This is a genomic window from Agromyces sp. Soil535, from assembly GCF_001428255.1.
Taxonomy (GTDB): domain Bacteria; phylum Actinomycetota; class Actinomycetes; order Actinomycetales; family Microbacteriaceae; genus Agromyces.
The window spans coordinates 1-13,000 of the sequence record NZ_LMRW01000015.1; the positions used below are offsets into that span (position 1 = coordinate 1).

Sequence of the window (13,000 nt, forward strand, 5' to 3'; positions counted from 1 at the left end):
ACTGTGAAGACTTATCGTGGTGCTGCGCTGGGCCTGGTCTGACCCTGGCAAAGAATTGACCACGGTGTCCTTCGTTCGATTTGTCGACCGGGCTTGGCGCAGCATCGTGGGGCGTGCCGGCCGGACGGATCTGACCTGATAGGAGCTTGGACTAGAAGCCCCATCACAGTCCTGTCGCTCCGCCCGACCGGCTCACTCCAACCGTCCCCGTTCAGCAGCACGGAAGGAGCACTCTCAGCATGACAACCCTCACGGATCCTGTCACGGTCATCGGCGGTGTCGACACACACAAGCACACCCACTACGCGGCAGCGATCGACAATCACGGCCGACTGCTCGGCCACCGGGAGTTCCCGGCTACCGGACCGGGCTACGCGGCCCTGCGCAGCTGGATGCGCAGCTATGGAGACCTGGCCTCGATCGGAGTGGAGAGCACCGGATCGTTCGGTGCCGCGCTGGCGAGGGAACTCACTCGCAGCGGTGAGCGGGTCATCGAGGTCAACCGACCCAACCGGCTTGCCCGCCGCATGGATGGCAAGTCCGATCGGTTGGATGCGGAACAAGTCGCCCGAGCCGTGCTGGGTGAGACATCCACCGCGACCCCGAAGAGCAAGTCCGGCGTGGTCGAGGTGATCCGCACCCTCCGAGTCACCCGCTCCAGCGCGGTCAAGGCGCGTACCCAAGCGTTCAACACGCTGTTCGCGGTCATGATCGGTTCGCCCTCCCAGCTGCGGGACGAGCTCGTCGATCTGACCAAGCGAACCCTCGTGAACCGGTGCCTGCGGCTACGCCCGGAGACCGACGACCTGCTGTCGCTCGCAGCCAATCCCGAACGCATGCACCTGGCCGCGACGAAGTTGTCCCTGCGGGACCTCGCGCGTCGATGGAAAGCGTTGGACGAGGAAGTAAAACAGCTCAGCGCCCAGATCGCCGCTCTCGTCACCCAGGTCGCACCCGCCCTCGTGCAGCTACACGGGGTCGGCACCGAACTCGCCGGCCAGTTCCTCGTCACCGTCGGCGACAACACCGACCGGATTCACAGCGAGGCCGCCTTCGCCAAGCTCTGCGGCGTCGCACCCCAGCCTGCCTCCAGCGGCCGAACCTCCGGACGCCACCGGCTCTCTCGCAGCGGAGACCGCGCCGCGAACAGCGCGCTCTACATAATCACCATCGTCCGCATGCGCCGACACGAACCCACCCGCGCCTACGTCGAACGCCGCACTGCGGAAGGACTCAGCAAACGCGAGATCATCCGCTGCCTGAAGAGATTCGTCGCCCGAGAGATCTACGCCAACCTGCCGCAAATCGCCACTTGACGAACATAGGAGCATCGAACGCTTCCACCACACCCTGAAACAGTGGCTCCCCGGTCAACCCGCCCCGACCACCCTCATCGCGTTGAACACCCAGCTGGCACGCTTCCAGCACCTCTACAACCACGAACGCCCGCACCGCGACCTACACCGGCGCACCCCCGCCGAGGCCTAGTACGCACTCCCCACAGCCGAGCCGACTCCGCGACGGCGACGAGCACTGGCGGGTCGGCTACGACACCGTCGACCAAGGCGGCACCATCACCGTCCGCTACGCCGGGAAACTCCGACACCTCGGCATCGGACGCCCACACCGGCACCCCGGGTCATCGTCCTCATCACGACCCGCCACACCGGCGAGATCCTCGCCGAACACACCATCGACACAGACCGCGACTACCAACCACAGAAACGACAAAACCCCCTCCCGAAGAAGGGGGTAAATGTCGTCGATGTCCCGAGACATCTGTAAACGATGTCCCGACACATCACACGGTCGGGCTGACAGGATTTGAATCTGCGACCCCTTGGAGGATTCAGCCCGTTTTGGGTCCTCACCGGTTGTCTCGGGAACTCGCGGATTCGCTTGTGATAACGGGGAACCGGGCGGTTCGCTGCCTCCGACTCTACCCGGTCGATTCCGGTCCCTCCCGGATGATTGTGATGGGTAAACGGTGGGAACAACTCCAACGAGTCGAGGCCGGTCGACGACAACCCATGGGGTGCCGCCGCTTCGTCGATGCCACGCTGGATAGCCTGCTTGACGGAATCGGACCGCATTCTCGCATCCGGTTCGACCGCCACTGCAGGGCGCGCAGCGAAGCAGAAACGAGGTCCGGCTTCCGCTGCTGTCTCAGCTGGGCGTGGTCACTCGACCTCATTGAGGACGGGGTTGCTCAGAGTTCCGATGCCATCTATCTTGACGTCGACTACGTCGCCTGCCTTGAGAAACTCCGGCGGATTTCGCGTAAATCCGACGCCCGCGGGGGTGCCCGTGGAGATGAGGTCCCCCGGCTCGAGGGCGACGAACTCCGAGATGTGTTGGATGATCGTCGGGATGTCAAAGATGAAGTTCCTTGTGTTGTCATCCTGCTTGACAGCACCGTTGACCGACGTCGTTACGCCAAGGTTGTGGGGGTCAATCCCTTCGTTGCTGAGCGTCACATGGGGACCCACAGCGCCGGTCGCGTAGAAGTTCTTCCCGGCGGTGTATTGACTTACGCGGAACTGGTAGTCCCGGACCGACACGTCGTTGAAGATGGTGTAGCCGGCAACGTGCTGCAGGGCTTCAATTCTGGAGATGTGGCGTCCGCCTCGACCGATGACGACGGCAAGCTCGCCCTCCCAGTCGACTTGGTTCGACACGGAGGGGATGATGATCGGATCGCCGTCGGCAACTTGAGTGATCGCGAACCGTGGAAACAGAATCGGGATCTCTGGAACGTCCATGCCTGCTTCGGCAGCATGCCGCACGTAGTTCCGTGCGACACAGACGATCTTCGGAGGGCTCGGAATCGGGATGAGTGTCTTGGTCGCCTTGCGGTCCACCAGTATGCCTTCATCTTCGGCCTGAGCGGGATCGAGCGACTGGGCGAACGCAATCGACTCACGCAACGCCGTCGCGCCAGCGTCAGCACCCCGCAGAAGCGCCAGCATATCTGCGGGCAGGACGGCGTCAGCGAGTGCTGCAGCGTCGGTCGTCCCTTGCGAGGCCTTGAGGGCGGCGTATGACCGGTTTACATCGACGTAGTAGCCGCCGTAGAGCGCACCGAGGCGATTCTTGCGGGCGTACCGGAATCGTGCGATCTGAGTCACGTCGCCACTTCCTGTCAGCCCCGGTCCTGTGTGTGGGACGGACACGCGGAGCGCTTGCCGTGATGCAGCCTCGCCGGAGCCGCGGCGCCCAGGTCAAGCGAGTTGCTCGAGGGGTGGTACATCTTCGAAGTCCGCGAAGCCTTGATCGGTGTCGACCAGCTCACCATCGGGAGCCGGTCCGAACGAATGCACAGGACGCTGGCGTGACGGATTGAACAGCAGCCGTGTGACATCCGACCGCGCGTAGTGTCCGGCCGGATCGGCTGCCGCCTTCGCAATTGCGATCGCGCTCAGGTCGATGGTCGCGTAGAGAATTCCCTCCTCGTCCTCGGCCAGCGGCGAGGCGATGTCAGCCCCATCCGGCCCGAAGATTCGACTAACGCCTCCACCGGGCAGAAGAAGGTCGCGTTTTGCCGGCGTGTCAGCCAGCAGCTCGATGATCTCGGACGAGATCGGCATCCACGCCGCGAGCACGAAGCATCCGCCCTCAGCGGCATACGTTCGTGAAGCCGCAGTGTTGAGTTCCGCGCCCAGGGCGTACGCATGATTGCCATACAAGGATGCGCTCGGCCAGCTGCCCACATGGATCTGCTCATTCTGGCTGTACATTGCGAATCTAGTCAGCGGCTGGAAATGCTCCCAGCAGGAAAGTGCGCCCAACCTGCCAAGTTCGGTGTCGTGAACCTTCAGGTCGCTTCCATCTCCTTCTCCGAAGACGGTCCTTTCGACATGGGTCGGCTTGAGCTTTCGACGCGCGGCGATGAGCGAGCCACTGTTGTTGATGAGCATCTGACCGATATAGAGACTGCCGGCATCACGCTCGCTATATCCGAGCACCACATGGATGTCGTTGTCGCGGGCCGCACGCCGAATCTTCAAATCGTGTTCGCTGCCGACGACGAACGAATTCTCGACGTAGCGCTGGACCCACTGGAACGCCCAGGCTTGCGAGTCGAGCCAAGCCCAGTAGGGATAGCCCGGGATCCACGTCTCCGGGAACGCGATCAGTTTGGCGCCGCCACGAGCTGCTTCCCCGATGAGGTCGATGGTCTTGTCGACCGTGGCATCAATATCGAGATAGATCGGCGACGCTTGCACCACCGCTGCAAGAAATGGAGGACGACTCGTTGACATTGGTGATTCCAGTTCTGTTCGAGAGTGACATGGGTCGCTCGAGGAGCTTGTGCATTGGGATCTGTTCGCTTCGTGGGCCCTTTGGTGCACTGGCTTGGAAGCGTGGCACTCGAGTCGGCTCGCGGCAAGTGGCCTGATGGACTGCTACCGATGAGATCTGGCCAATGTCCGGGTCAGTTCCTCCCCGCAGTGGCGGGAGTATCGATGCGCAACCGATTGGCGCCGCCGCATTGGCGAGGATCGTGGTTGGCACACCCTCCTCGCAAACGCACGTCGGTGCCGAATCCCAGGCTTTGACGCGGCTCGAGCAGACAGTCCGTGCCCCGGTTCGCGATGATGCGCGTCGTGGCCATGTAGTCGGATCGGGTCATCGTTCCTCAGCAGATCTGCGTGAGCCGTTGCCTGGTGGGGCCGGCGCAAACGAGAGTGGCGCTAACTCACCTGGGACTCGTCGGTGGAAGAGCTGACGCTGACGGCGTGTCTCTCCCGAGCCATCGATGGTGGCTGAAACAGCTTTCGATAGATCCGCGGCGATACATCGACGAGGCGCCTGAAATTCTCTCTGAATGTTATGGGGGACTCGTACCCGCAGCGTCGAGCTACCTCGTCGACGAGCAGGTCCGTCGTTGCAAGCAACCGCTTTGCCTCCTCGATCTTCATGTTGGTGTGCCACTGCTGAGGAGACAGCCCGGTCTGGGCTTTGAACTGACGGGTGAGGGTGCGGATGCTGACGTTGGCGTGACTCGCCATCTCCGCGATGCTCACCGGATCTTCGATCCGCTTCTCGAGCCATTCAAGAGTGTCGCGGAGGCTGCTACTTCCGGAGGTGAGTGTGCTGTGCTGGACGAGTTGCGATTGCCCCCCAAGCCTGAAGGTCGGCATGACCAGGTGGCGAGCGGTGCGTGCTGCCAGCGAGTCTCCATAGTCACTACGAAGGATATGGAGGCAGAGGTCGATCGACGCGGTTACGCCTGCTGAGCTCAATATCTGTCCGTCGTCGACGTAGAGACTGTTTCCCTGGAGCTCGACCAGAGGGAACAGCTCGGCGAATCGGTCCATATAGGCCCAGTGCGTCGTTGCTTTGCGTCCGTCGAGCAGCCCAGTCGACGCGAGTGTGAAAGCGCCGACGCAGAGCGACGCCAACCGGGCCCCATTTTCGTACGCGTGGGTGAGAAGGTCGATCGTCGCCGGGTCGGCCGTATGATGCGGGCCTACCCCATCGGCATCCCCACCGGGTATGACCACGAGATCCGCCGCCCGAGCAAAGTCGGGCCCCTCTGAGTACACTGGCGGTCCGCCATGGCTCGCCGCGGTGTGAACCCAGTGATCTGGGGTTGCCTCGGCCACCCCCGTGGGCGCGCAGACGCGAACGTCGTACAGGCGCTTCCCGGTCAGGAAATTGGCACTCCCGAATACCTGCCCGGGCACAGCCAGTTCGAAGTTGAGCGTTCCATCAGCGACGAGGACGGCTACGGAGATCATGGCTAGATCTTATCGGTAGTAGTCCATCCGGTCACTTGTTACGCACTGGCTCGAGTGAGACGCTTCCAACTCAAGTTCACCAATGGAGAAGGACTTATGAGCGGAAAGCTTGACCTACCCAGCACCCCGAACGCGGTGGCGGCGCTTGAACACGCGCGAGAGAAGCTTCCAGCGGTGGTGTTCAATCACAGTGTTCGGAGCTATCTGTACGGGCGATCGTTGGGGTCGCGGCAAGGCCTGATCGCAGGCCGCGACTACGATGACGAACTGCTGTTCTTGAGCAGCGTGCTGCACGATCTCGGCGTGTCCGAAGACGGCCCCACCAGCGCCGAGCGCTTCGAGGTGCACGGAGCGGACCTCGCTGCCGAGTTCGCCCGCACTCTCGGGGTGGACGACGCCAAGCTGAACATTCTCTGGGATGCGGTCGCGCTTCACACCTCGGTCGGGATCGCGAATCGTAAAGCGCCAGAGGTGGCCTTGTCGCATCTGGGCATCTCGGCAGACATCATTGGATTCGGCAAACAGGACCTTCCGGATGATCTGATCGCGGCGAGCATCGATGCCTACCCTCGGGAGAATCTGGGTTTCGCATTGACAGACATCATCGCTGGCCACGCAGCGCTTCGGCCTACGAAGGCAATTCCAATGACGTTCGCAGGCCACGTGGACGACCTCTATTCGGACAGGGCGGCTCGAACCTGGTTTGACGTGTTGTCCGCCTCAGGATGGGATGACCAGCCCACACATACTCGCTTCCAGGAGGGCGCGGCCACCGCAGAGGATCTTGCGAGCGAGTTCATGCGCCGGCTGGCCGACCGTGATGTGGACGGGCTTGCGATGCTCTATGCACCCGACGCGGTCTTCGTGCCACAGCCCGGAACCGTGCTGCACGGCCGGTCGCAGGTTCGGGAGGCTCTGGCCGAGCTCGTTGGACAGCGAGCGAATATCGCTCTGACTCTCCGGAGTGTGCGTGCCAACGAGATGCATGCGTTGATCTCCAATTTCGCTTTCGTGACCACCGAAGGGGCCAAGTTCGAGACAGTTACGACAGAGGTCGCCGTCAAGCGACCCGATGGTCGGTGGTTCTACGCCTTCGACGATCCGTTCTTCAGCGCGGAATAGGGCCAGCGCGAGGGCGGCGGAACATTCTCGCTCTCAGCGCTCTGACCTGATGCTCACGCTCGCCACGAACAAGTACCAGCCAAGATGTAAGGACCCACAAGATGACACTGCTGGACTCAGTTTCCGTCGACCCTCGCGCGGGTCGTCCGATTCCCGATGCAGCGACCAGAGAGACGATCGGCTATGCGCCGGTTCATTCGTCCGCGTACTTGGATGAAGCGATCGCCGCAGCCCGTCGTGCGCAGCCGACATGGGACGCTATCGGTCACGTCGAACGAAGCCGAATCCTGAACGACATCGCAGACGACATCCGGGCGAACGCGGACGAGCTGGCGGTGATCCTCTCCCGCGAACAGGGCAAGCCGTTGGATGGGCCAAATGCGCGCTTCGAAGTAGCAGCAGCGGAGTTGTGGACGCGAAACGCGGCCGATACACGACTCGAACCCGAGATCGTGTTCGAATCAGAGGATGGTCGTGCAGAAGTGCACTACGGCGCCTTGGGCGTGGTCGCTGCGATCGGACCATGGAATTGGCCGATGATGATCACGGTGTGGCAGATCGCACCGTCCCTCAGGATGGGCAACACCGTCATCGTGAAGCCGAGCGAGTACACCCCACTGTCCGTCCTCGCGTTGCTCGCGATCTACAACCGTCACCTGCCGTCCGGGGTGCTCACGTCGGTCGTCGGAGACCGCGAGATTGGCGCGGCTCTGGCGGCGCATTCGGGGTTGGACAAGATCATGTTCACTGGTTCTACGGACACGGGCCGAAGAATCATCGAGGGCTCAGCCCACAACCTCGCGCGGCTCACATTGGAGCTTGGCGGAAACGACGCCGGAATCGTTCTCCCGGGCGCAGATCTTTCGCAATTGATCGAGGGAATCTTCTGGGGATCGTTCCTCAACAGCGGGCAGACCTGCGCGAACCTCAAGCGTCTCTACGTTCACGAATCTCTCTACGACGAGGCGGTGGCTGAACTGGCGACACTCGCCACCGAGGTGGCGATGGGCAATGGATTGCAGCCCGGGAACCTCCTTGGGCCCCTTCAGAATCAGCGGCAATTCGACACCGTCAGCGCGCTCGTCGAAGATGCCCGCGCCCGAGGAGCCCGCGTCGTGGCTGGCGGGACGCCGGCGCCGGAGCTCGGGCCACTGTTCTACCGAGCCACGATCGTTGCCGACGTGGATGACGACGCGAGGCTCGTCACCGAGGAGCAGTTCGGTCCAGTCCTGCCGGTGCTTCGCTATTCGAACATCGATGACGCAATCATCCGCGCGAACAACACCGAGCAAGGACTGGGCGCTTCTGTCTGGGGTCCCGACATCGACGAAGCGAAGACTGTCGCACAGCGCCTCGATGCCGGCACCGTGTGGATCAATCAACACGGGACGCTCAACCCCCTGGTTCCTTTCGGGGGGCTCAAGGCATCGGGTTACGGCCAGGAATTCGGGGTTCAGGGGCTCAAGGCCGTGGGCGCTCCCAAGGTCATCTCTCACTGACCTCATCGGGTGCCAGCGGCGCGGCCGATTGCGTGCGTAATCACGTGAAGGACTGACTGTCGTCGAGGCCCCACGCCATCCGGATCGAATCTGCTACTCGGCACTTGCCGGGGTCAGCGACTCGTCGGATCCCTCTGCTGGAACAACGTTCGGTACTCCTTCGGGGATGTGCCAAGATGGCGATGGAAAGCCGCTCGTGCAGATGCGGGATTCCCCAGCCCCACAAGTCGAGCGATACGTTCGACAGGTTCCGTCGTTGTTTCCAGTAGTTCGCGCGCCTGGTCGATTCGAGCGTTCGCGAGCCATGCCATCGGGGACATCCCGGTTTCAACTCGAAATCGACGGATGAAAGTGCGTCGAGACATGTGCGCTCGAGCGGCGAGATGGTCGATCGTGATTGCATCCGCGAGGTTCTCGATCATCCAATCGCGGAGGGCGCCGAGTTCGTCGCCGGTTGGAACAGGGCGTGAGCGCTCGACGTACTGCGCCTGGTCGCCGCTCCGCTGGGGCGGAGCCACCAATGCCCGCGCCCGCCTGTTTGCTGCAGCCGCACCATAGTCGACGCGAATGAGGTGCAGACACAAGTCGATTCCAGCAGTGACCCCCGCGGACGTGAGTATGTCGCCGTCATCAACGAAGAGCCGGTCGGGCTGAACATCGATCTCCGGGTATCGAGCCTTGAGCTGTCCTGAAACGCCCCAGTGGGTGGTCGCCGGCCGCCCGTTCAGAAGACCGGCTGCCGCTAATGCGAACGCGCCAGAGCAAATGGACACGATCCGCGCGCCACGTTCGTGTGCCGCTCGCAGCGCAACGAGAGCCTCTTCCGGTACGCGTGCCTCCGTGTCCTCGTATCCGGGAACGATCAGCGTGTCGGCATCCGCCAAGCCCGCAAGGTCGGAAGCCCCGGAGACGACGAAGGAAGATTCCGCGACCGGCGAAGCGCCGCCGAACACTACAACCGACAACTGGTAATTCGGATCCATCGAGAACACCTGAGTCGCGATACCGAGTTCGAGTGGGAGAACCCGGGGCAGGCTGAGGACCGCGACTCGACGACGACGGAGCCGAAAGTCGGCGGCGTTCATTTCCATGGCCCGATTATAGCGACAATAGGCACTCGGGCCACCTGTGTGCACTCTTGAAGATTCGTACGGTGAGAGCATGAGTGAAGTTCTTGCCCTCCCCAATGATCCGATCGCGAGGGCGACCCTCCGCCTCGTGCAGTCCACCGTGAGTGAAGCGATCGTCGAGCACAGTGTGAGGTCGTTCCTGTTCGCGCGTCTGATTGCGGAACAGGAAGGGTCGGTGCATGACGCGGAATATGACGAGGGGTTGTTGTTTGCAGCGACGACTCTTCACGATCTCGCGCTCGGGACCCTCTCCGACAGCAGTGCTCGCTTCGAGGTCGAGGGGGCGGATCTCGCAAGCCGCTTTCTCCGCGAGCAGGGAATCGCCGACGATGACGCAAGCCGCGTGTGGGAAGCGATTGCCCTGCATAGCTCCGTCGGGCTCGCCGACCGCATGGGCCTTCTTACATCGCTAACGCACAGGGGGGTATTCACCGACGGCGGACGCGTATCGGCTCTTCCGGAGCATCTTGCTGAGCCGGTGCGGCGGGCATACCCCCGACCCCCGGGCGACAGCTCCCTTAGGGAGGCGATCATCGCGCATGGGCGGCGCTCCGCCGCCGCCGTGCCGCCGTTCTCGATCGCCGCCGATCTCATCAGACGCTTGGACGACCCAAACGCGTGAGTGCCGTCACCCGACACCCAGCGAATTGCAACCCATTCCATGAAGGAGACACCCGATGACCGGAATCAGCAGGCGACAACTTCTCGGCACAGGAGGCGCCCTGGTCGCGGCGACATTGATTGGCGACTCGTTCGCCGAGGCCGCGGTCGCAGGCGAAGGGGATCGGCGCGATGTCCGCGAGGAAACAATGTCCCTCGACAAGCTCTATGCCGATGCCCGACGCGAGGGGGGAAAGCTCGTCATATACGCGGGTGGGGACACGGCGGACCAACAGGACGCCGCTAAGCAGGCGTTCACGGCTCAGTTCCCGGACATCGACCTCACGCTCATCGTGGACTACAGCAAGTATCACGATGTGCGCATCGACAACCAGCTCGCGACCGGCAGCCTCGTTCCCGACATCGTGCAATTGCAGACCTTGCACGACTTCGAACGGTGGAAGCGCGCTGGCATCCTTCAGCCCTACAAGCCCGCAGGATTCTCGAGTCTCCATCAAAGCTTCAGGGATCATGACGGCGCGTGGGTGGCGATCGCCGTCTACGCGTTCAGCTACATGTACGACGACACTCTTGGAACGCAAGGGCCGAAGTCCCCACTGGAGCTCGTCGACCAGCGGTGGGCGGGCGCCATCGCCTCGGCGTACCCGCACGACGATGACGCGGTGCTCTATCTGTTCAGTCTCTATGCAGAGGAGTACGGCTGGGATTGGATACTCCGGTTTGCCGAGCAGCGCCCAGTGTTCGCCCGCGGCAGTCACAGCCCCATCGTGGCAGTGGCCAGCAAGCAGAAGCCCATAGGCGTGGGGGGCGCTGGTTCCTTGACAGGACCGCTTGCTCCGGGCGTACGCTGGGCGATCGCAGACGGACACCCGTTCATGGCGTGGGGTCAGCGCGCTGCAATCCTGTCGCAAGCCTCGCACCCTGCCGCGGCGAAACTGTACCTCAACTGGCAATTGTCCGAGCCCGTTCAGGCCGCTGCGTTCGACGGCTGGTCGGTGCGGACCGATATCCAACCGGCTGGCGGGCTTCGGCCCATCTGGGAGTATCCCAACGCCCACCTCGACGGGTTCGCGAAGTTCATGAACGACCGCAGCGAGGTGGAGCGCTGGAAGCAGACGTTCGCGCTCTACTTCGGCGAAGTTCAGGGACCGCCCACGCCAGGATGGCTCGGGCTGCATCCTGGTCGGTAGTTGCGTCCTCGATGGACAGGGAGGAGATCGTCGTCCATGGTGACGGAACGATTGGCGCACTGTTCACCGGCAACGCGGGCAAGGCGAAGTACTCCGTAGAGGCCGCATATCTCGCTTTCGCGCACGCCGTCGACGTGTTCGGCCAACGGAAGGTGAAGCCAGGCGACCCGCACGAGTACAGGACGCACGTCTAGCCGAGCGACACACATCCGCCAATTGGTTCATTGTTCGCTCCAGGATCCCCTTATGCCCGCGGCGGGCACTGAGCCTTCCCATTCGGCAACGTCACCATGGAGACCTACCCGGCACTCCAGGGTGCTGCTCGACTGCTCGTCGACGGCGCGAAGGTGCACCGGTTCGTCGACCGGAACCGGTTCGCCTCCTGGAACGGCACCGCACCGCTCGATGCTTCCTCGGGTGATCAGAAACGGCATCGGCTCTCACGAGCAGGAAACCGTCGGATCAACAGGACCCTGCACATCGTGGCTGTAGTTCAGCCCCGCAACGCCACCGAAGGCCGCCGCTACTACGACGCCGAGAAGTCAGCCGGCAAGACCTCGATGGAGTCGATGCGAGCACTGAAACGACGCCTTTCAAACGTCGTGTTCGCTCGCATGGTCGAGGATCAGAAGCGACGTGAGGCGGCGGGTCCGGGAGGGCACTCGGGGACGACTCTGCAATCCAGCGTGAGGGGTGCCATGAGATTGTGTTTGTCATCGATCACGTGGGAGGACACGCGAGGAACTGCGGTCAGACTGGTCGCCTAGTCCGCAACGCGTCGATACCCGCCGCGGACCCAGTCGGCGACCAGTCGGCCGTATTCCTCCGCTGCTTCTTCCCACGCGAAGTGGCCGGCGTCGAGAGGATGTATCTCGCTGTTGGGGAGGAGGTCGTCCAGGTACTCGCTGTTCGACCACGGCACGAGGTCATCGTGGCGGCCCGCCACGATCTGGGTCGGCGTGGTGATGGACGGCAGCAGATCATGCAGCACCGGGTTCTGCTCGGGGTAGGTCCGCACAAACCGCGCCGACTCTGCGAAACGCCCGAGGTCGTAGGCGCTGACGTAGTCCTCGTGGACCTCCGGCTCGCTGACGCTCGGGGCGGCCGACTCGACCGCGTAGCCGATATTCGTTCTGGCGTCGAGAGCACGGACGTCATCCAGCGTCGGCGCTTCGATGATGTCCTTGAGCGCGCCGCCCGCGTCGATCGGGAAGCGGACCGCGCCGCCGCCGATGGTCAGGCTCGTGACCCGTTCTGGAGCCTTCGCAGCAAGGAAAAGCGCCGCGGCCGTGCCAACGTCCGGGCCGACAATGTGCGGAGCTCCCAGGCCCCACTCATCGATCAGGCGGGCCAGGAACGCTCCGGAGCCGTCCGGGGCGATCAACTCCGGGCGACCATCTGAGTGGCCGAATCCCGGCATGTCGATGGCGACCACCCGCCCGACTGCCGCAACCCGGTTCCAGATGCGGCGAAAGGCCCAAAGGCTTTCCGGCCACGGCGCCAGCAGCAGCACGCTGACGTCCGAGTCTGCCTTGTTGTCCGCGAACCTCACCCGTACCCCGTCACAGACTCGGAGGTACGTGCTGATCAACGAAACCGCATCGGCATCCATGATGACCTCCATAGCAACTATGTGGATCAGCATAGAGAGGAGCGCTCAGCTGATCAATACCAATGCCGAGCACGCTTCGGCC

The 13,000-nt window shown here is 63.0% G+C and carries 13 protein-coding genes; 8 read left to right on the forward strand and 5 right to left on the reverse strand.

Annotated elements, in window-relative coordinates; all coding sequences use genetic code 11:
• Window positions 1-239 precede the first annotated feature (239 nt).
• Together ASG80_RS12590 and ASG80_RS22970 are read left to right on the forward strand one after the other, a co-directional pair.
• Window positions 240-1,316, forward strand: coding sequence for an IS110 family transposase (locus ASG80_RS12590; protein WP_056731217.1), 1,077 nt, complete (start codon window positions 240-242; stop codon window positions 1,314-1,316).
• 13 nt (window positions 1,317-1,329) lie between these two features.
• On the forward strand, window positions 1,330-1,488 hold the full coding sequence (locus ASG80_RS22970) for an integrase core domain-containing protein (protein WP_082590279.1): 159 nt from the start codon (window positions 1,330-1,332) through the stop codon (window positions 1,486-1,488).
• Window positions 1,489-2,180: 692 nt separating this feature from the next.
• On the opposite strand, the gene ASG80_RS12595 is transcribed toward ASG80_RS22970, so the two are convergent.
• The 3 genes from ASG80_RS12595 to ASG80_RS12605 form a co-directional block, all read right to left on the reverse strand.
• Complete coding sequence (locus ASG80_RS12595; protein ID WP_056731219.1) at window positions 2,181-3,128, reverse strand: fumarylacetoacetate hydrolase family protein; 948 nt, start codon at window positions 3,126-3,128, stop codon at window positions 2,181-2,183.
• 93 nt (window positions 3,129-3,221) lie between these two features.
• Window positions 3,222-4,262 (reverse strand): carbon-nitrogen hydrolase family protein, encoded by a 1,041-nt coding sequence (locus ASG80_RS12600; protein WP_056731221.1) that lies wholly within the window; start codon window positions 4,260-4,262, stop codon window positions 3,222-3,224.
• A gap of 432 nt (window positions 4,263-4,694) precedes the next feature.
• The gene (locus ASG80_RS12605) at window positions 4,695-5,744 is read right to left on the reverse strand and encodes a GlxA family transcriptional regulator (RefSeq protein WP_056731223.1); all 1,050 of its coding nucleotides are present in this window, start codon (window positions 5,742-5,744) and stop codon (window positions 4,695-4,697) included.
• Between the two features lie 96 nt (window positions 5,745-5,840).
• Between ASG80_RS12605 and ASG80_RS12610 the strand changes: the two genes are divergently transcribed.
• Together ASG80_RS12610 and ASG80_RS12615 are read left to right on the forward strand one after the other, a co-directional pair.
• Window positions 5,841-6,866 (forward strand): SgcJ/EcaC family oxidoreductase, encoded by a 1,026-nt coding sequence (locus tag ASG80_RS12610; protein ID WP_056731224.1) that lies wholly within the window; start codon window positions 5,841-5,843, stop codon window positions 6,864-6,866.
• A gap of 101 nt (window positions 6,867-6,967) precedes the next feature.
• Window positions 6,968-8,365, forward strand: coding sequence for an aldehyde dehydrogenase family protein (locus ASG80_RS12615; RefSeq protein WP_056731226.1), 1,398 nt, complete (start codon window positions 6,968-6,970; stop codon window positions 8,363-8,365).
• A gap of 113 nt (window positions 8,366-8,478) precedes the next feature.
• Here ASG80_RS12615 and ASG80_RS22975 read toward each other — a convergent pair whose 3' ends face one another.
• Window positions 8,479-9,456, reverse strand: a complete 978-nt coding sequence (locus tag ASG80_RS22975; protein ID WP_235508304.1) for a GlxA family transcriptional regulator — start codon at window positions 9,454-9,456, stop codon at window positions 8,479-8,481.
• Window positions 9,457-9,526: 70 nt separating this feature from the next.
• Between ASG80_RS22975 and ASG80_RS12620 the strand changes: the two genes are divergently transcribed.
• The 4 genes from ASG80_RS12620 to ASG80_RS22980 all read left to right on the forward strand — a co-directional run bounded on the left by ASG80_RS12620 (window position 9,527) and on the right by ASG80_RS22980 (window position 12,073).
• The gene (locus ASG80_RS12620; RefSeq protein WP_056731229.1) at window positions 9,527-10,117 is read left to right on the forward strand and encodes an HD domain-containing protein; all 591 of its coding nucleotides are present in this window, start codon (window positions 9,527-9,529) and stop codon (window positions 10,115-10,117) included.
• A 55-nt stretch (window positions 10,118-10,172) separates the two neighbouring features.
• Window positions 10,173-11,306, forward strand: coding sequence for an ABC transporter substrate-binding protein (locus ASG80_RS12625; RefSeq protein ID WP_056731231.1), 1,134 nt, complete (start codon window positions 10,173-10,175; stop codon window positions 11,304-11,306).
• Window positions 11,307-11,317: 11 nt separating this feature from the next.
• A complete protein-coding gene (locus ASG80_RS12630) occupies window positions 11,318-11,500 on the forward strand; it encodes a hypothetical protein (protein ID WP_056731233.1) in 183 nt (60 codons plus the stop codon).
• A gap of 96 nt (window positions 11,501-11,596) precedes the next feature.
• Window positions 11,597-12,073: an IS110 family transposase gene (locus ASG80_RS22980; RefSeq protein WP_235508305.1), complete on the forward strand. Its 477-nt coding sequence runs from the start codon at window positions 11,597-11,599 to the stop codon at window positions 12,071-12,073.
• On the opposite strand, the gene ASG80_RS12635 is transcribed toward ASG80_RS22980, so the two are convergent.
• A complete protein-coding gene (locus ASG80_RS12635) occupies window positions 12,070-12,918 on the reverse strand; it encodes an alpha/beta fold hydrolase (RefSeq protein ID WP_162256630.1) in 849 nt (282 codons plus the stop codon). The genes ASG80_RS22980 and ASG80_RS12635 overlap by 4 nt on opposite strands.
• Between the last annotated feature and the right edge of the window lie 82 nt (window positions 12,919-13,000).

What these genes read in the sequence shown, in the direction of transcription:
- ASG80_RS12590 (WP_056731217.1), top strand. Translation starts at nt 240, where the DNA reads ATGACAACCCTCACGGATCCTGTCACGGTCATCGGCGGTGTCGACACA.
- ASG80_RS12600 (WP_056731221.1), bottom strand. Translation starts at nt 4,262, where the DNA reads ATGTCAACGAGTCGTCCTCCATTTCTTGCAGCGGTGGTGCAAGCGTCG.
- ASG80_RS12605 (WP_056731223.1), bottom strand. Translation starts at nt 5,744, where the DNA reads ATGATCTCCGTAGCCGTCCTCGTCGCTGATGGAACGCTCAACTTCGAA.
- ASG80_RS12610 (WP_056731224.1), top strand. Translation starts at nt 5,841, where the DNA reads ATGAGCGGAAAGCTTGACCTACCCAGCACCCCGAACGCGGTGGCGGCG.
- ASG80_RS12615 (WP_056731226.1), top strand. Translation starts at nt 6,968, where the DNA reads ATGACACTGCTGGACTCAGTTTCCGTCGACCCTCGCGCGGGTCGTCCG.
- ASG80_RS22975 (WP_235508304.1), bottom strand. Translation starts at nt 9,456, where the DNA reads ATGGAAATGAACGCCGCCGACTTTCGGCTCCGTCGTCGTCGAGTCGCG.
- ASG80_RS12620 (WP_056731229.1), top strand. Translation starts at nt 9,527, where the DNA reads ATGAGTGAAGTTCTTGCCCTCCCCAATGATCCGATCGCGAGGGCGACC.
- ASG80_RS12625 (WP_056731231.1), top strand. Translation starts at nt 10,173, where the DNA reads ATGACCGGAATCAGCAGGCGACAACTTCTCGGCACAGGAGGCGCCCTG.
- ASG80_RS12630 (WP_056731233.1), top strand. Translation starts at nt 11,318, where the DNA reads ATGGACAGGGAGGAGATCGTCGTCCATGGTGACGGAACGATTGGCGCA.
- ASG80_RS22980 (WP_235508305.1), top strand. Translation starts at nt 11,597, where the DNA reads ATGGAGACCTACCCGGCACTCCAGGGTGCTGCTCGACTGCTCGTCGAC.
- ASG80_RS12635 (WP_162256630.1), bottom strand. Translation starts at nt 12,918, where the DNA reads ATGGATGCCGATGCGGTTTCGTTGATCAGCACGTACCTCCGAGTCTGT.